At 67.3% G+C, this 15,505-nt stretch carries 15 protein-coding genes; 5 read left to right on the top strand and 10 right to left on the bottom strand.

Annotated elements, in window-relative coordinates:
* Positions 1 to 57: 57 nt before the first annotated feature.
* The 8 genes from ACTHN1_RS07515 to ACTHN1_RS07550 all read right to left on the bottom strand — a co-directional run bounded on the left by ACTHN1_RS07515 (position 58) and on the right by ACTHN1_RS07550 (position 8,520).
* Positions 58 to 678, bottom strand: a complete 621-nt coding sequence (locus tag ACTHN1_RS07515) for a thymidine kinase (protein ID WP_440470334.1) — start codon at positions 676 to 678, stop codon at positions 58 to 60.
* A 33-nt stretch (positions 679 to 711) separates the two neighbouring features.
* Positions 712 to 1,506: a hypothetical protein gene (locus tag ACTHN1_RS07520; protein ID WP_440470335.1), complete on the bottom strand. Its 795-nt coding sequence runs from the start codon at positions 1,504 to 1,506 to the stop codon at positions 712 to 714.
* Positions 1,507 to 1,594: 88 nt separating this feature from the next.
* On the bottom strand, positions 1,595 to 4,921 hold the full coding sequence (locus ACTHN1_RS07525; RefSeq protein ID WP_440470336.1) for a pilus assembly protein: 3,327 nt from the start codon (positions 4,919 to 4,921) through the stop codon (positions 1,595 to 1,597).
* Positions 4,922 to 4,930: 9 nt separating this feature from the next.
* A complete protein-coding gene (locus tag ACTHN1_RS07530) occupies positions 4,931 to 5,527 on the bottom strand; it encodes a pilus assembly PilX family protein (RefSeq protein WP_440470337.1) in 597 nt (198 codons plus the stop codon).
* Positions 5,524 to 6,528: a PilW family protein gene (locus tag ACTHN1_RS07535; protein ID WP_440470338.1), complete on the bottom strand. Its 1,005-nt coding sequence runs from the start codon at positions 6,526 to 6,528 to the stop codon at positions 5,524 to 5,526. The genes ACTHN1_RS07530 and ACTHN1_RS07535 overlap by 4 nt, the downstream gene beginning before the upstream one ends.
* A gap of 74 nt (positions 6,529 to 6,602) precedes the next feature.
* Positions 6,603 to 7,115: a type IV pilus modification protein PilV gene (gene pilV / locus ACTHN1_RS07540; protein ID WP_440470339.1), complete on the bottom strand. Its 513-nt coding sequence runs from the start codon at positions 7,113 to 7,115 to the stop codon at positions 6,603 to 6,605.
* 7 nt (positions 7,116 to 7,122) lie between these two features.
* The gene (locus ACTHN1_RS07545; protein ID WP_440470340.1) at positions 7,123 to 7,764 is read right to left on the bottom strand and encodes a GspH/FimT family pseudopilin; all 642 of its coding nucleotides are present in this window, start codon (positions 7,762 to 7,764) and stop codon (positions 7,123 to 7,125) included.
* Between the two features lie 189 nt (positions 7,765 to 7,953).
* Positions 7,954 to 8,520 carry a GspH/FimT family pseudopilin gene (locus ACTHN1_RS07550; protein ID WP_440470341.1) on the bottom strand — a complete coding sequence of 189 codons (567 nt, stop codon included), beginning with the start codon at positions 8,518 to 8,520 and terminating at the stop codon, positions 7,954 to 7,956.
* Positions 8,521 to 8,812: 292 nt separating this feature from the next.
* On the opposite strand from ACTHN1_RS07550, the gene ACTHN1_RS07555 reads away from it, so the two are divergent.
* Positions 8,813 to 10,792: a UvrD-helicase domain-containing protein gene (locus tag ACTHN1_RS07555; RefSeq protein WP_440470342.1), complete on the top strand. Its 1,980-nt coding sequence runs from the start codon at positions 8,813 to 8,815 to the stop codon at positions 10,790 to 10,792.
* 62 nt (positions 10,793 to 10,854) lie between these two features.
* Here the strand turns inward: ACTHN1_RS07555 and ACTHN1_RS07560 are convergent, their stop codons facing one another.
* Positions 10,855 to 11,670 (bottom strand): alpha/beta hydrolase, encoded by an 816-nt coding sequence (locus ACTHN1_RS07560; protein ID WP_440470343.1) that lies wholly within the window; start codon positions 11,668 to 11,670, stop codon positions 10,855 to 10,857.
* Positions 11,671 to 11,903: 233 nt separating this feature from the next.
* Between ACTHN1_RS07560 and ACTHN1_RS07565 the strand changes: the two genes are divergently transcribed.
* Together ACTHN1_RS07565 and ACTHN1_RS07570 are read left to right on the top strand one after the other, a co-directional pair.
* Positions 11,904 to 12,281 (top strand): hypothetical protein, encoded by a 378-nt coding sequence (locus ACTHN1_RS07565; protein ID WP_440470344.1) that lies wholly within the window; start codon positions 11,904 to 11,906, stop codon positions 12,279 to 12,281.
* Positions 12,278 to 12,829: a DinB family protein gene (locus tag ACTHN1_RS07570; RefSeq protein ID WP_440470345.1), complete on the top strand. Its 552-nt coding sequence runs from the start codon at positions 12,278 to 12,280 to the stop codon at positions 12,827 to 12,829. Before ACTHN1_RS07565 ends, ACTHN1_RS07570 begins: the two co-directional genes overlap by 4 nt.
* 164 nt (positions 12,830 to 12,993) lie before the next feature.
* On the opposite strand, the gene ACTHN1_RS07575 is transcribed toward ACTHN1_RS07570, so the two are convergent.
* The gene (locus ACTHN1_RS07575) at positions 12,994 to 13,683 is read right to left on the bottom strand and encodes a YceH family protein (RefSeq protein ID WP_440470346.1); all 690 of its coding nucleotides are present in this window, start codon (positions 13,681 to 13,683) and stop codon (positions 12,994 to 12,996) included.
* Between the two features lie 118 nt (positions 13,684 to 13,801).
* On the opposite strand from ACTHN1_RS07575, the gene ACTHN1_RS07580 reads away from it, so the two are divergent.
* Together ACTHN1_RS07580 and pyrF are read left to right on the top strand one after the other, a co-directional pair.
* Positions 13,802 to 14,716, top strand: coding sequence for a 5'-nucleotidase, lipoprotein e(P4) family (locus ACTHN1_RS07580; protein ID WP_440470347.1), 915 nt, complete (start codon positions 13,802 to 13,804; stop codon positions 14,714 to 14,716).
* Positions 14,713 to 15,432 (top strand): orotidine-5'-phosphate decarboxylase, encoded by a 720-nt coding sequence (pyrF, locus tag ACTHN1_RS07585; protein WP_440470348.1) that lies wholly within the window; start codon positions 14,713 to 14,715, stop codon positions 15,430 to 15,432. The genes ACTHN1_RS07580 and pyrF overlap by 4 nt, the downstream gene beginning before the upstream one ends.
* Positions 15,433 to 15,505: the final 73 nt, after the last annotated feature.

Raw genomic sequence — 15,505 nt, forward strand, 5'->3', positions numbered from 1 at the left:
TGAAGGGAATCTGCTTCCGGCTTTGCCCGTTTCCCCGTCCGCCAGGCAAGCCCCCTGCTACAGCGGCAGCGGCGCCTGCATGGGTTCGATGCGGCTTTCGCCGCGGGCGATCCGCTTGAACTCGGCGCGGCTGACCGAGACGTAGCGTTCGTTGCCGCCGATTTCCACCTGGGGACCGTCCTGCACCGCGCGGCCTTCCTCGTCCACGCGCACGGTCATGATCGCTTTCTTGCCGGTGTGGCAGATGGTCTTGATCTCGGAAATCTCGTCGGCCCAGGCCAGCAGGTACTGGCTGCCCTCGAACAGTTCGCCGCGGAAGTCGGTGCGCAGGCCGTAGCAGAGCACCGGGATGCGCAGCGCATCCACCACCTCGCTGAGCTGCCACACCTGCGGTTTGGTCAGGAACTGGGCCTCGTCCACCAGCACGCAGTCGAGCTTGCCGTGTTCGGCGATGTCGGCCCGGACCAATCCCTCCAGATCGGTGGCGTGGACGAAGGGCGTGCCGCTGGCCTTCAGGCCGATCCGCGAGGCGACCACGCCGGTGCCGGCCCGATCGTCCAGGCGCGGGGTCAGGATCAGCACGCGCATGCCCCGCTCCCGGTAGTTGTGGGCGGACTGCAGCAACGTGGTGGTCTTCCCGGCATTCATTGCCGAGTAGTAGAAGTAGAGCTTGGCCATGCGCGGATTCTACTGCCGCGCATGGCCGGCCCGTCAGGGATTGACGGGCGCGGGCTCCTCGGGCACGTCCGGTTCCGGAGCGTCTACCTGCGGCGCGGTTTCGGGCACCCGCGAGCCGGGGGCGGGCAGATTCTCGTCGACCTGTTCCACCTCGCCCACCGACACCCGGCCGATGCGGGGCTTGGCCCAGACCTGGTCGGTGTAGGCCCAGTACTTCTTGGCATCCCAGTAACGGGGGTCGTAGAACTTGCTGCCGTCGATGGTCTGCTCACCGCCGGGACCCGGAACGATGATCTGCACGTTGCCGGTGAAGCCGGTGCGGCTGCCGGTCTGCTGCATCCTGCCGCGACGCAGCTGGGTTTCGTAGCGCGGCTTGGCGGCGGCGTCGCCGAAGCGGGCGTAGATGGCCTGCCCTTCCTCGACCGCGCGTGCGCGTTCGGCTTCGCTCAACGCGCTCCAGTAACGTTCGCGCAGGCCGAGGAAACCGGCGTAGCCGCGCTCGGCCGCCAGATCCATCCAGGCGTAGGCCAGCGCCTTGTCCTGCGGCGCGCCCTGCCCGTTCCACAGCATTTCCGCGACCATGCCCTGGGAAGGCTTGTCGGCGTAGAAGCTGGCGCGGCGGAAGAACCGCATCGCGTCCTCGTACTTCTTCGCCTTGAAGGCTTCCATGCCCAGCAGCCGGTATTTCATGTCCGGATGATGGGTCAGGAAGCCGGCGGTGATCATCAGCGGATCGGAGGTGGGATCCGGCGGCGGCGCGGGTTTCTTGTCGGCCGCCATGGCGGCGGATACCGGCAGCAGCGCCAGCAGCCACAGTCGTTTGGACATCATCCTGATTGTTTCCCCTTGAATCCGAAGACTCGAATCCTAGGGGGAATGCGCCCGGGTGTCTCTCCTACTGATGGCACAGGCCCCGTCACTCGCCCTGGATGCGTTCTGTCCAGGACACCCGGCCATAGCGCCCGGCCGTGCTGCCCAGGGCATTCATCGCCACGCAAGCCGTGGTGCCGGAGGCTCCGCTGGCACAGGCCTGGGAATCGATGCCGTCGCCGCCGCCCCCGACCAGCTTGCCCAGCAGGACGTTGGGGTCGGTGATCATGCCCAGCCCCGGATCGATCGAACCCGCGGGCGTGCCGTCAATGCTGTCCTTTCCGTCGATCTTGCCGTCGCCGTTGACATCGAAGAAGGGCGCCGAGGTCGCGCCGCCGGTGAAGGGGTCGATCGCGTTCAGATACCCGCGCCCGCTGCCGCCGCAGCCACCTCCGGTCGGCGCCATGCTCGCGGCCAGCAGGGTCCGGCCACCGATGATTTGCTGGGTTTCGCCAATCATGCGTTCGCCTTCGGGCTTGGCGCCGGGGGTAAGCAGATCAACCACCCAGCCATGCTTGCCCCGCATGTCGTTGGGACGTGCCTTTTCAAAGGCGCGCACCGGTTTGCCGTCGGTCGTGGCGCTGGCGGTGATTTTCCGTTCGAGCAGTTGACGGCGGGTGATGGTGGAGTCGCCGTCGCCCACTTCCACGCCATACCAGCTCTGGGTGGATACATCGGCGCCGTCGGCGAGGGTCAGATAGCGTCCCGTGCCGAAGAACACCCAATGCTTGCGGGTCGCGGGGTGGAAAGCAACGCCGATGCCACCGGTGATGGATTGGCGATTGCCTTTCGCATCCGCCGCGGTGAATACCTTGCGGACGCTGCCATTCCTCAATCCGAACTGCCAGACGTTGCCGCGCAGGTCGCCTGCGTAGGCGATGTCCGCCCGGCCATCCCCGTCCAGATCCAGCACCGTGGGCGCGGACAGGCCATTGCCGGTTTCATCGCCGGCGACCATCTTTCTCCGCAATTCGCCGGTGGCGGCGTCCAGGACATAGAGCACGGCCTTGCCATCCTGGCTGTTGATGCCATTGGCGACCACTACGGTGTCCGGTGTCCCGACGCCCGTTCGCAGGCGCACCAGTTGCGGTCGCGACAGCGCCTGGCCCATGCCGCCGTCACCGGAAAACTCCCAACTCGACGGCGGCTGGTCCGGTCGCCCCAGATCCAGCGCCAAGCCATACACCCCACGTCCGCCGCGCCCCAGCGTACCCACGGCGAGCACGCCATTGCCGCCATCCATGCGGGCCACCGCCAGCGGGCCATCCACGAAGTACTGATGGCGGAATCCCTTGGCCCGGCTGAGCTCCTTCAGCCGGTCCATGTCCAGCAGGCCCGGGACATAGGCCAGCAGCTCTTTGCCGTTCGTCGCATCGAATACGTGCAGCATGCCGTCGTTGGCGCCGACGAAGACCGCCTCCGCGCCCGCGGTTTTCACGTAGGCCGGCGAACTGTGGACGATGTCGCCCAGCAGGCCGCGGCGCGCGCGCAGTCCGGCGCCTTCGCGACTGCGGTCGCCGCGGATCCAGGCGGCGATGTCATCGGTCAGCACGGTTTTCTGATCGCTGGTGGGAAACGCCGTCGCCGGCCATTTTCCGGACCGGCCGGATGATCCGTGGGTATACAACCGGCGGCGATCCTGCGCGGGGATGCCTTCGGCCGCGCTCCAGGCCAGTTCGGAGGATTCCCCGTTCGCATTGATGGCGTAGGCCTTGAGGTCGCCGGTCCATGGCCCCGGAAGAAAGCTGGCCACGAAGCTGCGTCTGCCGGCTTCCAGCGTGGCGCCATCCACGGCCAGGCTGGAGGCGGATGCCTGGCGCTCGCTGATGGTGCCCAGTATCGCTTCCAGGCCCTTGTTGAGGGCCTCGGGATCCATCGCGCTGACGTAACCACCGTGTCCGTTGACGCTGGCGTGGAACAGATCGTCCACTTTGTTCAAATTGTTGTGGTGGGGGTTCGGCCACTGCTGGGTTCCGGCCACCAGCTTGGGCCAGTCCGCCACCGGATCCAGGCTGCCCCGCATGCCGATGGCGATCGTGAATGTCACCATGTGCTGCCAGAAAGCGGGGTTTTCCTGGGTGGACGGCACGATGTTGGGCAGGTCGCTGCGCAGGTCCTTCCTCCAGTACAGCATCGCCACATCGGCCAGGGTCTTGTCGTAGCTATCCCGATACGGAGGCACGGGTTTGTACTGGTAAGTGTCGCCCTTCGGCGACGTTTGAACGGACCCATTGGTGCCATCGATGTTGCTGACGAAAAATCTGTCGTAGGGATTCGTCCATTCGCCATCCGTCGCAAGAATGACGAAGTTCTGCCGGCATGCGATCTGCCTGTCCGGCGGCTCCGGCCCCCAGGGCCCCTCCGGCCCCGTGTTTTTTTCGAAGTATTCGCCCGCACGCCACAGTGCCTCGCGCAGCGGCGTATCACCGATGCCTCTTTCAGCATAGACACGGGCGAACCAGTCGGCCCGGTTGGCGCCCCTGAACAACCCGTTGTCCCTTTGTACCGGAATGTCGAGGTTGCGGGCTTGGTGTTGGTTCAACACCGCGTACCCCACGCGCACCTGCCCGCCGTCCAGGCTGCTGAACGCACCGCTGACGGCCGCCTTGGCGACCTTCATGCGCGTCCGGTGGTAGCCGTACCAGTTGGCGTAGTTGCGCCATTCCTCGGCCACGCTGCGGGTGATGACGCTGCCATCGGCGGCACGCCACTGGAATCCGGTCAATTCCCGGCAAGTGCCTTCCGGCCATATCGACTCACCGGGATTCTTCCACAGGCCGGCGGCATTTCTTTCAGCAGTCGTGCAGGCCTGCGCCCGGTTTTCGGCCAGCAGCTTGTACAGGGTGTACTGTTCCAGATCGCGGGGATTGGTGATGCCTGGGTTGGCCTGGTAGAACCAGTGCCGCCCTTCGGAATAGAGCGAGATGGGTTTTGTGAGCAGGGACGGATCGCTGGGCGTCGCCGTGGGATCCATCTCCGGCATTTCACTGCCGTCCGGGTTCCGCCACGGCCGATAATTCTTCAGGGGATCGTAGGCGATCGTGTTGAGCGCGAGGGTGGCGTTCTTGCCGGGGTAGCCGGCTTCCGAATTCCATTTCACGGCGACAAATTTACCGGCCCTGTCGGCGGACGTGTGGATCACCTCCAGGGCGGGATTGAATATGAATTCCCAACTCATCGAGCCGGAGTCATCCAGCAGCAGCAGCAGGTTGGGCGGTACGGCCGTCCCGGCCGTCAGTGGCTCCTGGGGAATCGGAAAATCGTCCACGCCCGCCGACACGGGCGACACCGCAAGGGTGATGAGGAATCCGGCAAGGCCCGCGGACAGGCGCGAAACGGGCAGCGGAAGAACGCGGCGGGAACTGGGTTTCATGGCGGTCGACTAGGGAGAGGAGGAAGCCGAGGCGGGCGCCTGCACCCTCGAGTGCAAGGCCACCGAGGCGCGATCCGCGGCCTGATAGCGCGCTTCGACGTGATAGACATGGGCCAGGCACAGGGGATCCCGCGGCTGGCCAGTGGCATCCAGAACGCTCGAACACCCATGCGTGACTTCGGCCTTCCCCTGGTACACGACCAGGAAACGCACGTCATCGGCCTTCGGCACGGCCAGCGCGTTGTCCGCGAGCGGGGCGGCGGCACGCGCATTGGCCTTGAACAGGGCATCCAGCCCGTCGTCCGGGTTCAACGCATACGACGGTTGTCCGCAGACGCCCTGTACGCATTTTTCGGCGGCGGCCGGAGGCGACGCCAGTGACAGCGCCAGGGCCTCGCCTTCCCGCAACGCGGCTTCGGTGGCCTGGAAGGCCAGGCTGCGATCGAACAGGTTGGCGGTCATGCGCTCCTCCAGGCTGCCGATACGCAGGCTGGCCAGGGCCAGCAACGTCATCACCAGCAGCAGCACCAGCACCGTCAACAGGGTGTTGCCCCGTTGGACGGCACGCGCCGCGCGCGCGTGCGCGGGGTTGCGAGGAACGTTCATGGATTGCGGTTCCGCAGGCTGACGACATGCACGACGCGACGGCCTATTTCGTTGCCGGACCCTCCGCCCGGCGAAGCCTCCAGCTCCAGCGCGATGCGCACCGCGCGCACCTGCTTCCAGTCCGCGCCGACCTGGCTGGCGGCGACGTATTCGGTCTTGCCGGGCAGCAGGTAGTGGAGCTCCAGCGTGCGCACGCCATCGATGACTTCCGCCCTTTCATCGCTCCCGGCAGATCCGCGGCTCACGCGATACAGCGACTTTCCGCCGCGCGAGTTCGTCTCCACCAGCCACTGCACCGCGGCGACCGGGGCCAGGAACGCCGGGCGGCGGGAGGGATCGATGAGAAGCCCGGTGGGATTGCCGTCAGTTTCGCAGTTCATCCCGCCTCCGGCTGGCCCGCCCGCTGCCCGGCCGCCCGCACGGAGGGCAATCCCGCCTTCTGATCCGGGGCCTATCTGGCATGTGGCTGACTTGTAGGCGACGTGGCTGCCCTGTCCCGCCAGGATTACCCCCAGCAGATAAGCGGTATTGCCGTCGCAGACCAGCACCGGGTCCAGGGGCGCGAAACGGGGAGGGCCTGCGTAGTAAAGCGTGTGGTCCTCGTGCCGCGTGACGGCGACCGCATCCTCCGTGGCCGAGCGCAACTCGATGGCGTCTCCATGCGTCCCGCTCCATCCCACGAGACCATCCCCCCACTCGCCCAGCTTCCCCCAAGAGGCGACGTTGTTGCCCATCCAGCGGACCAGCGGAAGTTTCTCCGGGGCGGACGCGGCCGCGGCCGTATGCAGGTCAACCGGAGCCCGGCACGCGGTGCCATCCGCGCCGCGGATGTCCCGCGCCATCAGTTCGAAACCGGCACGCGCGTTCTCCTGGATCCGCGACAGCGCCTCGGTGCTTCCGTAGACGGCGCGGTTGCTGGTGAACAGGCCGATGGCGGCCAGCACCACCAGCAGGCCCAGCACCACGGTCACCATCAGTTCGATCAGGGACAGACCCGCCATCGCCGTCCGCGATGGGCGTTGCGGCCGATACGGCCGGGCGTCGATCCGACGCCGGCACGGGAAGACAGCGATACTCACAGGCGACTCTTGATGGTGAGGGTGTTGCCGGACTGGCCGCCCGGCAGCCGGGATTCATCCCACTCCACCGTGATGGCGCACTCGCCGGTCTTGGTTTCGCAGGCCACGGTGCCGCAGGCGCCTTCTCCAAGATCGTCCCGCAGGGCTTTCACCCACTCGCGCATGTCGTTGTTGGCCAGGGTGGCGCCCTTGCCGACCTGATCGGCGTCGCAGGTGCGCTGCAGTTGATAGTTCGCCAGGAACGTGCTCCGGGCAGCGGAAGAACCCACGGCCTCCGGCGGCATCGCCGCGCGGATGGCGTCCAGCATCCCGTAACTCTCGATGATGGCCTGGGAGCGCATCGTCGACACCTGGTTGGCCTTCAGCGCCACGCTCTGGGTGGCGGCCGCGCCCAGCACACCGATGCCCAGCACCAGCACCGCCACCAGCACTTCGAGCAGGCTCATGCCCGCGGCATGACGGCGGGAGAACGGGCGAGCCATGGCGTTGTTACGTCGCTGGACAGACATGCTTACCTCAATTCGATGTGCTATCGGGGAGCGGGCATGCGCCGCTCCCGCTGGCGGAGGTCACCTCGATCCGTCCGCTGGGGTGCAGCAGCACGTCGCGGATGTTGTTGGCCGGCCGGGTGGTGGGGATGCAGACGCGCAGCGTGAGCGGTCGCGACAGCGACGATGCCCCGCTCACGGGCCGGCCATCCGCGCGATAGGCGACCCTGTCCTCCCAAGAGCGGCTGTTGAACGCGTTGCCGGGGATGAACTCCACGGTGGATTTCAGCTGGGTGAACGCCAGGGACTTGCTGTCGTCATCGCCCTCGGGCCGCGCGAGCAGGAGGCCGTTCCATTTGCGCTGGCAGCATTGGCATTGGCTGCCGTCGCTGGAATCGCAAAGCATCACCCGCCGGTTCTGCCGAACGGCCTCCATGCGGGCGTTCTGCAGGGTGGCGATCACCTGGTCGCTGGCCGCGGCCAGACGGTTCTGATTGAGCATGGTTTCGAGGGACGGGGCGGCGATGGCGAGCAGGATCGCCAGCACGGCGATCGTCACCATCAGTTCGGTCAGGGTGAACCCCGCGGCGCGGCGCGCCGTATCCGGCCGCACCACGCCATTTCCGTTCCCCTCCCCCTTCATCTCCGTCTCCACCGTGTCATCGTCCATGGGAGTCACAGACCCGACTCCCGGCAGCGCCCCCTGCGCGGCCATGAGCCGCAGACCGAAGATGGAAACCTGAACGTGGTTCTGCGGCCATCGGAGGATTCCGAAAGAAGCCCAACCGTGGAAGCGGTCACGCCGCAGATCCGCGCGCCGATGGCGGTTCCGCACCTCCGGGCTTCGAGCGTGTCGGGATCAGCCCGCCGGTCGCGGGCACTTCCCGTTGCCGCTGGATGCGATCACTTCGACCCGGCCGCTGGCGCGGATCGTCACATCGCGGATGTTGTCGTGCGGGCGGGTCGTGGGAATGCACAGACGCATGCGACCCGCGGGCGCGGATTCCCCGCCCGCGCGCATCCGGCCGTCGGGGTCGTACCCCGTCCAGGCCGAGGCCGCCTGGTTGAGCTGAAAGGCAATCCGGGCGTCCATTCGGATGGTGGCCACCACGCCGTTCCCGCCGTCAAGCCGCCGGTAGGCCATCCAGCCTCCTGCGGCCGGAGCGTGGTCCGCGCAGTGCTCGCCATCCACGCTGCGGCAAAAATCCACGCGCGTGTTGCGGGCGACGGCTTCCAGGCGCGCCGCATTGAGGAACGCGAGCATCTCGTTGCTGGCCTTGGCCAGGCGGTTGCCGTTGATCAGGTGTTCAATCGACGGCATCGCCAGCGCGCTCAGGATGGCGAGCAATGCGGTGGTCACCATCAGTTCGACGAGGCTGAAGCCTCGCACGCGCTTGCGTGCGCCATGCCGTATGGGCGGGTGCATCTGCTGACTCCGTTGGTATCGATTCGTGTCGTCACGACGCGATCTCCGGATACGAACAGGAGTGCATCACATGACAATTGGAAGGAGACCACGGGCGTCGGCGGCGCCCCATCGGAATCGTCCGAAAGCCACACGAACCGGGATGCCGGTCGGGTGTGTCGCAGCGGCGCGGGCATGGCGCATGCCGACGCCACCCCGCCGATGCGGGGCCGGATGTCAATGTGAAAATTTTCTGTTTCAAGCCGTCCCGGGCGCCGATGCGGGGCGGGCTTGGCCCTACAATAGCGCCCCCATGCAAGGCCTCAACCCTCCCCAACGCGCCGCGGTCCAGCACGTGCACGGACCGCTGCTGGTGCTTGCCGGCGCCGGCAGCGGCAAGACGCGCGTGATCATCGAGAAGATCGCGCACCTGATCACCTCGGGACGGATGCCCGCCAAGCGCATCGCCGCGATCACGTTCACCAACAAGTCCGCCAAGGAAATGCGCGAGCGCCTGGGCAAGCGGCTCAAGAGCGACGTGACCGACGGCCTGACCGTGTGCACCTTCCACGCGCTGGGCTTGAAGTTCCTGCAGATCGAGCACGCGGCGGCGGGGCTGAAGCGCGGCTTTTCCATCTTCGACGCCGACGACGCGGCCGCGCAGATCAAGGATCTGATGACCGGCGCCAAACCCGATGCCATCGACGCGGCGAAAAACCTGATCTCGCGCGCCAAGAACGCCGGCCTTTCGCCCGAGGAGGCGATGGCGGCCGCGCGCAGCGCGCGCGAGCAGGAGGCCGCCAGCCTGTACGCGCGCTACCAGGCGCGCCTGTCGACGTTCAACGCGGTGGACTTCGACGATCTGATCCGCCTGCCGGTGCAGATCCTGGAAGGCAACGAGGACATCGCCAAGGCCTGGCGCGAGCGCATCGGCTACCTGCTGGTGGACGAGTGCCAGGACACCAACGACGCCCAGTACCGCCTGCTGAAGCAGCTGGCCGGCCCGCGCGGCGATTTCACCTGCGTGGGCGACGACGACCAGAGCATCTACGCCTGGCGCGGCGCCAATCCGGACAACCTGCTGGAGATGGCCAAGGACTATCCCAAGCTGGAGATCATCAAGCTGGAGCAGAACTACCGCTGCTCCAACCGGGTGCTGCGCGCCGCCAATACGCTGATCGCCAACAATCCGCACGAACACCTGAAGAAGCTGTGGAGCGATCAGCCGGACGGCGATCGCATCCGGGTGTGGGAATGCCGCGACAGCGAGCACGAAGCCGAGAAGGTCGCCGCCGAGATTGCCTTCCTGCACACGGCCCGCGAGGCACCGTGGAGCGATTTCTGCATCCTGTTCCGCGGCAACCACCAGTCGCGGGTGCTGGAGAAGGCGCTGCAACTGCTGCGCGTGCCCTACCATCTGACCGGCGGCACCGCCTTCCTGGAACGCCAGGAAGTGAAGGACGCGCTGTCGTGGCTGCGGCTGGTCGCCAATCCGGACGACGACACCGCGTTCCTGCGCGCGGTGCAGTCGCCCAAGCGCGAAGTCGGCACCACTTCGCTGGCCAAGCTGGCCGAAATGGCGCAGCACGCGGGCATGCCGATGTCGCGCGCGGCCGAGTCGATGACCGTGCTGAAGGCGCTGCCGGCGCGCGCGGCCAATGGCCTGAGCGCGTTCAACGACGTGATCCGGGATCTGCGCGATCACACCAAAACGTTGTCGGCCAAGGAACTGCTGCTGCGCCTGATCGAGCGCTCCGGCCTGCTGGCCGACCTGCGCGCGCAGAGCAAGGATCAGGCCGGCTTCGAACGGCGACGCGCCAACCTGGACGAACTGGCCGACTGGTTCGACGGCGGGCCGCGCGGCGGCAATGTCGGCGATCTGGCCGCGCAGCTGGCGCTGCTGTCGCGCAACGACAAGGACGACGGCGGCAACCAGGTGCGGCTGATGAGCCTGCACGCGGCCAAGGGCCTGGAGTTCCGCTACGTCTTCATCGTCGGCTGCGAGGACGGCGTCTTGCCGCACGAGATCAGCGTGGAGGAAGGCAACCTGGCCGAGGAACGCCGCCTGATGTACGTGGGCATCACCCGCGCCAAGCAGGCGCTGTGGCTGAGCCACAGCCGCGAGACCCGCCGCTTCGGCGAACGCATCCGGCTGATGCCCAGCCGCTTCCTGGACGAACTGCCCGCCGAGGAACTGCAACGCGACGGCGCCGATCCGGTCGCCGACGCCGAGCGCAAGAAGGAGCGCGCGAGCGCGGGGCTGGCGGCGATCCAGGCGTTGCTGGACGGCTAGCGGGCGGCCCCTTCCCGGGAAGGGGAGCATTGGTCCTTTGCGCTCAGGAGATCAGGCCGCTCTCACCTGCCCGCGCTCCGCTTTTCCCGTTCCCCTTCCAAGGGGAACCCGGAAAAACCGGACGCCAGATCATTCACCAGGTCGCGCATGGCGTCCGCGAGGTCGGCGAGGCCCGGCTCCTCGATCGGGAAATGCCCGCACCCGCGCAGCAAGACCAGCCGCGTCGGCGCCGCCGTTCGGCGAAGCACGCGGGCGCTTATTTCCACCGGGGTCCACGCATCCAGCTCGGGATGCACGAGCAGCACCGGCACGGTCATCGATTCCGGAGCGACGTGCCGGTAGCGCAGATAGGAGGCGAGAAAGCCCAGTGGAACCGAAGCTCCACCTCCGAGCGGATCGTCGGCGCACATCCGCGACAGTTCGGGATTGCGACTCATCTTCGAGAGATTCGCCACCCAGCGCATCGGAATCATCGCGTCGGCGAGCGGACCACGCGCAAGCACGGACAGCGGCCCGGCCAGCAGGCCGAGCGGGCCGAAACGGGTCATCCGCGCTCGTGCCCGCCAGTCGCGGGGATCGAGAAGACAGGTTGCGGCCACCGCCGCGACGGCGGGGGATGCCGCGGCGACCTCGTAGGCGAGCATGCCGCCGATGCTGGCTCCAAACAGGATGAGGGGACGATCATCGTGCTCGGCGGCAACGAAATCGCTCAACAGCCGCACCCAGTCGGCGTAGCGAACGGCCTCCGGGCGAGGTGACACGGTTCGTCCGTACAGCGGAAGGTCGATCGCGGTGACATCAACCCCCTGTTCGGCGAGCAGCGCGGCCAATGGCCAGAGTGCGCCGCTGTGCCCGCCCGCCCCGTGGACGACGATCACGCGCGCGGCTGCGTTCGGCCGGGGCGCCTTCACGACGTGGACACGATGGCCGCGCCACGACCATTCGCTTTCGTGCGTCTGTATCTGTGATGCGCCCGTCTGTCGACGGGCAGGAATGCCAGGTAGGGATTGGAACTCACGATTTCAGGCTATCTCCGCCGTCAATCGGCCACAAGGTGGACGCCTGCCCGATCATCTCGCTAGGCTTCACACAGTTCCCCGCAGGTGTCGCCATGACCCGTTCCAGTCCCGTCTGGTTGCCGATCGGATTCGCCATCGCGCTGATTGGCGTCGGCTTCAAGTACTGGCAGCTGCCCGCGGATCAGGCGGCGCTGCCGGCCGCGCTGTACACGCCCGGATTGGCCGCCGTGGCGGCGGTGGCGATGCTGCTGCGCGCCTTCGGGACCGGACGTTTCCTGCGCATCTGGGTATGGGCGGCCATCGCGGTGCCGGTCGCGGTGGTGCTGCGCCATCTGCTGGCCGACGACACGGCGACGGTGGCGTGGTCGCGGGAATTGTCGATCGCGACCCTGCTCGGCCTGGGCGCGTCGCTGATCGGCACCGCCATCGGCAGCCTGCTGCTGTTGCGTTCCAGCCGGCGCCCGCAATGAGCGATCCGGCGGCCGGGTTCCGGCTGCTGGCCGGCTACAACCGCTGGATGAACGAGCGGCTGTACGCGCTGGCCTCGGAACTGCCGGCAGCGGATGTGTTCGCCGATCGTGGCGCGTTCTTCGGTTCCATCTTCGGCACCCTGAGCCATCTGGTGGTGGCCGACACGATCTGGCTGAAACGCTTCCGCCAGCATGCCTCGCGATCGGAGGTCCTGGCGCAGATGGATGCGCTGGACACACCGCGCGCGCTGGATGCCCGGCCGTGCGCGGATCTGGCCGCGCTGCGCGCGCGCCGCGAATGGCTGGACGGCATCATCGTGGCCTGGGTGGACACGCTGGACGCGGCGACGCTCGCGGTGCCGCTGGAATATCTGAACCTGCGCGGCGATCCATTCCGGCGCCCGCTGGACGGCACGCTGCTGCACTTCTTCAATCACCAGACCCATCACCGTGGCCAGATCACCACGCTGTTCGCGCAGATGGGCGTGGACGTGGGAGTGACGGACCTGTTCGTGCGGGTGCCGGATCTGTCCGCCGCGGATCGGTGAAGCCGACGGGAAGCCAGCTTCGCGCCAGGCGGCGGGATCTCTCAAGAGCAAATCCCCCGTCGCCTGCGGCGCCCGCCCCCTTTTTCAAAGGGGGCTATCCAAAGCGACTTTTTCGCATGAATCCGCTTTTGCTTCCCCCTTTGCAAAAGGGGGATTGAGGGGATTCAGCTTTCCCGCTGCGCGAGCAGCTGCGCGATCTGCTCCTGCAGAGCGGCCACGTCCGCTTCCAGCGCCTGCACGCGCGCTTCCAGGTCGGAGGAATTCGATGCCGTCGCCACGGGCACGCGCGCGGCGATGGCGGCGATGTCCACGGCACCGGACAGCAGGTGCATGTAGCGGTCCTCGCGCTGGCCGGGACCGCGCGGAATCTGCACCGCCAGCGCGGGCTGGCGCTGGGCGAGGCGATCCAGGTGGTGGCGCAGGTCCTCGGCGTCGGCGAACTTCGCCAGGCGCTCGCCGCGCGCCAGCAGTTCGTGCACCGTCTGCGGACCGCGCAGCAGGAGCAGGCCCAGCAAGGCGACCTGCTGTTGCGGCAGGCTGAAATGCTGGCCGGTGCGGTGTTCGTAACGTTCGGCGCGCGAGGAGAACACCTGCCGCGCCAGTCCCTTCTGTTCCAGCGCGCGCAGACCGCGATTCACCTCGCCCGGTTCCAGGTTCATCACCGGATCGCGGGCGGTCTTCTGGTTGGCCGCGGACTGGGCCGCGTTGACGGTCAGCGGATACACGTCCGGCGTGGTGGCCTCCTTCTCGATCAGGCAGCCCAGCAGGCGGGCTTCCGTGGCATCGAGAACGGGGGCCGCGGCGACGGATTCGGAGGAAATGGATGCGGAAGAGAAGTCGGATTCGGTGCTCATGCGATCAGGATACCGTCCCGGCGTGGCGATCCCGCGTCGCCGCCGCGCGGAAGCGCGGGAAAAGCGGCTGAAACCGCGCTCGGCTAAAATCGCGCCACTCACGTTCGATGGAACCGCGATGCGTCCTGCCCTGCTGACGGCCAGTGTCCTGGCCTCCCTCCTGTCCCTGTCCGGCTGCAAGCGCACCGAGGCGCCATCCCCCGCCGCCCCCCCTGCCGTGGAAGCGCCAAAGGCCGCCTCCACCGCCGCGCCCGCGCCGGGCTTCCACGACAACCTCAATGCGGTGGCCTGGGTGCAGACCTCGGTGGAATACAAGGCGCTGGCCGAGCAGAGCTACCGCGCCGCCGCCGATCACCTGGACGCGGCGCTGAAGGAAAAGCACTGGGACGCGCTGGTGCCGGACGAGCGCGGCAACGCGGCCACCGGCCTGAAGCCGGCGGTGGTGATGGACGTGGACGAGACCGTCCTGGACAACTCGCCCTACCAGGCGCGCCTGATCCGCGACGGCAAGGAATACGACGAAGTCAGCTGGGACCAGTGGGTGGCCGAGAAGAAGGCCAAGCCCGTGCCGGGCGTGGTCGATTTCGCCAAGGCCGCCAACGCCAAGGGCGTGACCGTGCTGTACATCTCCAACCGCGCCGTCCATCTGAAGGAAGCCACCCTGGCCAACCTGCGCGCGGTCGGCCTGCTGGTCGCCGACGACAGCGTGTTCCTGGGCCTGGGCACGGTGGTGGAAGGCTGCGAGCAGAACGGCTCGGAAAAGAACTGCCGTCGTCGCCTGGCCGGGCAGAAGTACCGGGTGCTGATGCAGTTCGGCGATCAGATCGGCGACTTCGTGCAGGTCGAGGTCAATACGCCGGAAGGCCGGCAGAAGCTGTACGACGAATACGAGGACTGGTTCGGCGAACGCTGGTGGATGCTGCCCAACCCGACCTACGGTTCCTGGGAGCCGGCGCTGTTCAACAACGACTGGGCGCAACCGGCCGAAGCCCGCAGCCAGGCCAAGCGCGCCGCGCTGGACGTGGCCCGATGAGCGCGCGACCGCTGCAGCTCGGCACCCGCGAGCGGCTGATCGTCGCGCTCGACGAGCCCACTGGCGCCGAGGCGCTGGCCTGGGTGGATCGGCTGGGCGACGCCGTCCGCTTCTACAAGATCGGCATGGAGCTGCTGGCGTCGGGCGACTACTTCCGGGTGCTGGACGAACTGGCCCGCCGCGACAAGAAGATCTTCGTCGACCTGAAGTTCTTCGACATTCCCGCCACCATCGCCGGCGTCATCAAGGGCCTGTCCCGCTGGCCGGTGAGCTACTGCACGATCCATGGCTGGCATGCCGGGATGATGGAGGCCGCCGCTGCCGCGCGCAGCGGCGATATGCGCCTGCTCGCGGTCACCGTGCTGACGTCGATGGATGGCAATGATCTCAAATCCATGGGTATCGACGGCGAACCGGCGGACATCGTCGTCCAACGCGCGCTGGCCGCGCAAGCCGCCGGCATCGACGGCGTGATCGCCTCGGGCCAGGAGGCCGGCGTCATCCGCGCCGCCACCGGTCCGGGTTTCGACATCGTCTGCCCGGGCATCCGTCCCGATGGTCCGGTGGGCGACGACCAGAAGCGCACGGTGGGCGTGGCCGAGGCTTTCCGCCTGGGCGCGGACGCGATCGTGGTGGGCCGCCCCATCCGCCAAGCGGCGGATCCGCGCGCGGCGGCGGAGGCGATTCAGCTTGAAATCGCCGATTCATTCAAATAAATCAATTGCTTACATCGCAATTATTCAGGTATTGCTTTAAATAGGGGCCGGCGCTAGTCTGTGCGCCATCCGG

The organism is Pseudoxanthomonas sp. (genome assembly GCF_051953815.1).
Lineage (GTDB): Bacteria > Pseudomonadota > Gammaproteobacteria > Xanthomonadales > Xanthomonadaceae > Pseudoxanthomonas_A.

Excerpts from the sequence above, each read along its gene's own strand:
- ACTHN1_RS07515 (WP_440470334.1), bottom strand. The coding sequence starts at position 678 with ATGGCCAAGCTCTACTTCTACTACTCGGCAATGAATGCCGGGAAGACC.
- ACTHN1_RS07520 (WP_440470335.1), bottom strand. The coding sequence starts at position 1,506 with ATGTCCAAACGACTGTGGCTGCTGGCGCTGCTGCCGGTATCCGCCGCC.
- ACTHN1_RS07525 (WP_440470336.1), bottom strand. The coding sequence starts at position 4,921 with ATGAAACCCAGTTCCCGCCGCGTTCTTCCGCTGCCCGTTTCGCGCCTG.
- ACTHN1_RS07530 (WP_440470337.1), bottom strand. The coding sequence starts at position 5,527 with ATGAACGTTCCTCGCAACCCCGCGCACGCGCGCGCGGCGCGTGCCGTC.
- ACTHN1_RS07535 (WP_440470338.1), bottom strand. The coding sequence starts at position 6,528 with ATGGCGGGTCTGTCCCTGATCGAACTGATGGTGACCGTGGTGCTGGGC.
- pilV (WP_440470339.1), bottom strand. The coding sequence starts at position 7,115 with ATGTCTGTCCAGCGACGTAACAACGCCATGGCTCGCCCGTTCTCCCGC.
- ACTHN1_RS07545 (WP_440470340.1), bottom strand. The coding sequence starts at position 7,764 with ATGGACGATGACACGGTGGAGACGGAGATGAAGGGGGAGGGGAACGGA.
- ACTHN1_RS07550 (WP_440470341.1), bottom strand. The coding sequence starts at position 8,520 with ATGCACCCGCCCATACGGCATGGCGCACGCAAGCGCGTGCGAGGCTTC.
- ACTHN1_RS07555 (WP_440470342.1), top strand. The coding sequence starts at position 8,813 with ATGCAAGGCCTCAACCCTCCCCAACGCGCCGCGGTCCAGCACGTGCAC.
- ACTHN1_RS07565 (WP_440470344.1), top strand. The coding sequence starts at position 11,904 with ATGACCCGTTCCAGTCCCGTCTGGTTGCCGATCGGATTCGCCATCGCG.
- ACTHN1_RS07570 (WP_440470345.1), top strand. The coding sequence starts at position 12,278 with ATGAGCGATCCGGCGGCCGGGTTCCGGCTGCTGGCCGGCTACAACCGC.
- ACTHN1_RS07575 (WP_440470346.1), bottom strand. The coding sequence starts at position 13,683 with ATGAGCACCGAATCCGACTTCTCTTCCGCATCCATTTCCTCCGAATCC.
- ACTHN1_RS07580 (WP_440470347.1), top strand. The coding sequence starts at position 13,802 with ATGCGTCCTGCCCTGCTGACGGCCAGTGTCCTGGCCTCCCTCCTGTCC.
- pyrF (WP_440470348.1), top strand. The coding sequence starts at position 14,713 with ATGAGCGCGCGACCGCTGCAGCTCGGCACCCGCGAGCGGCTGATCGTC.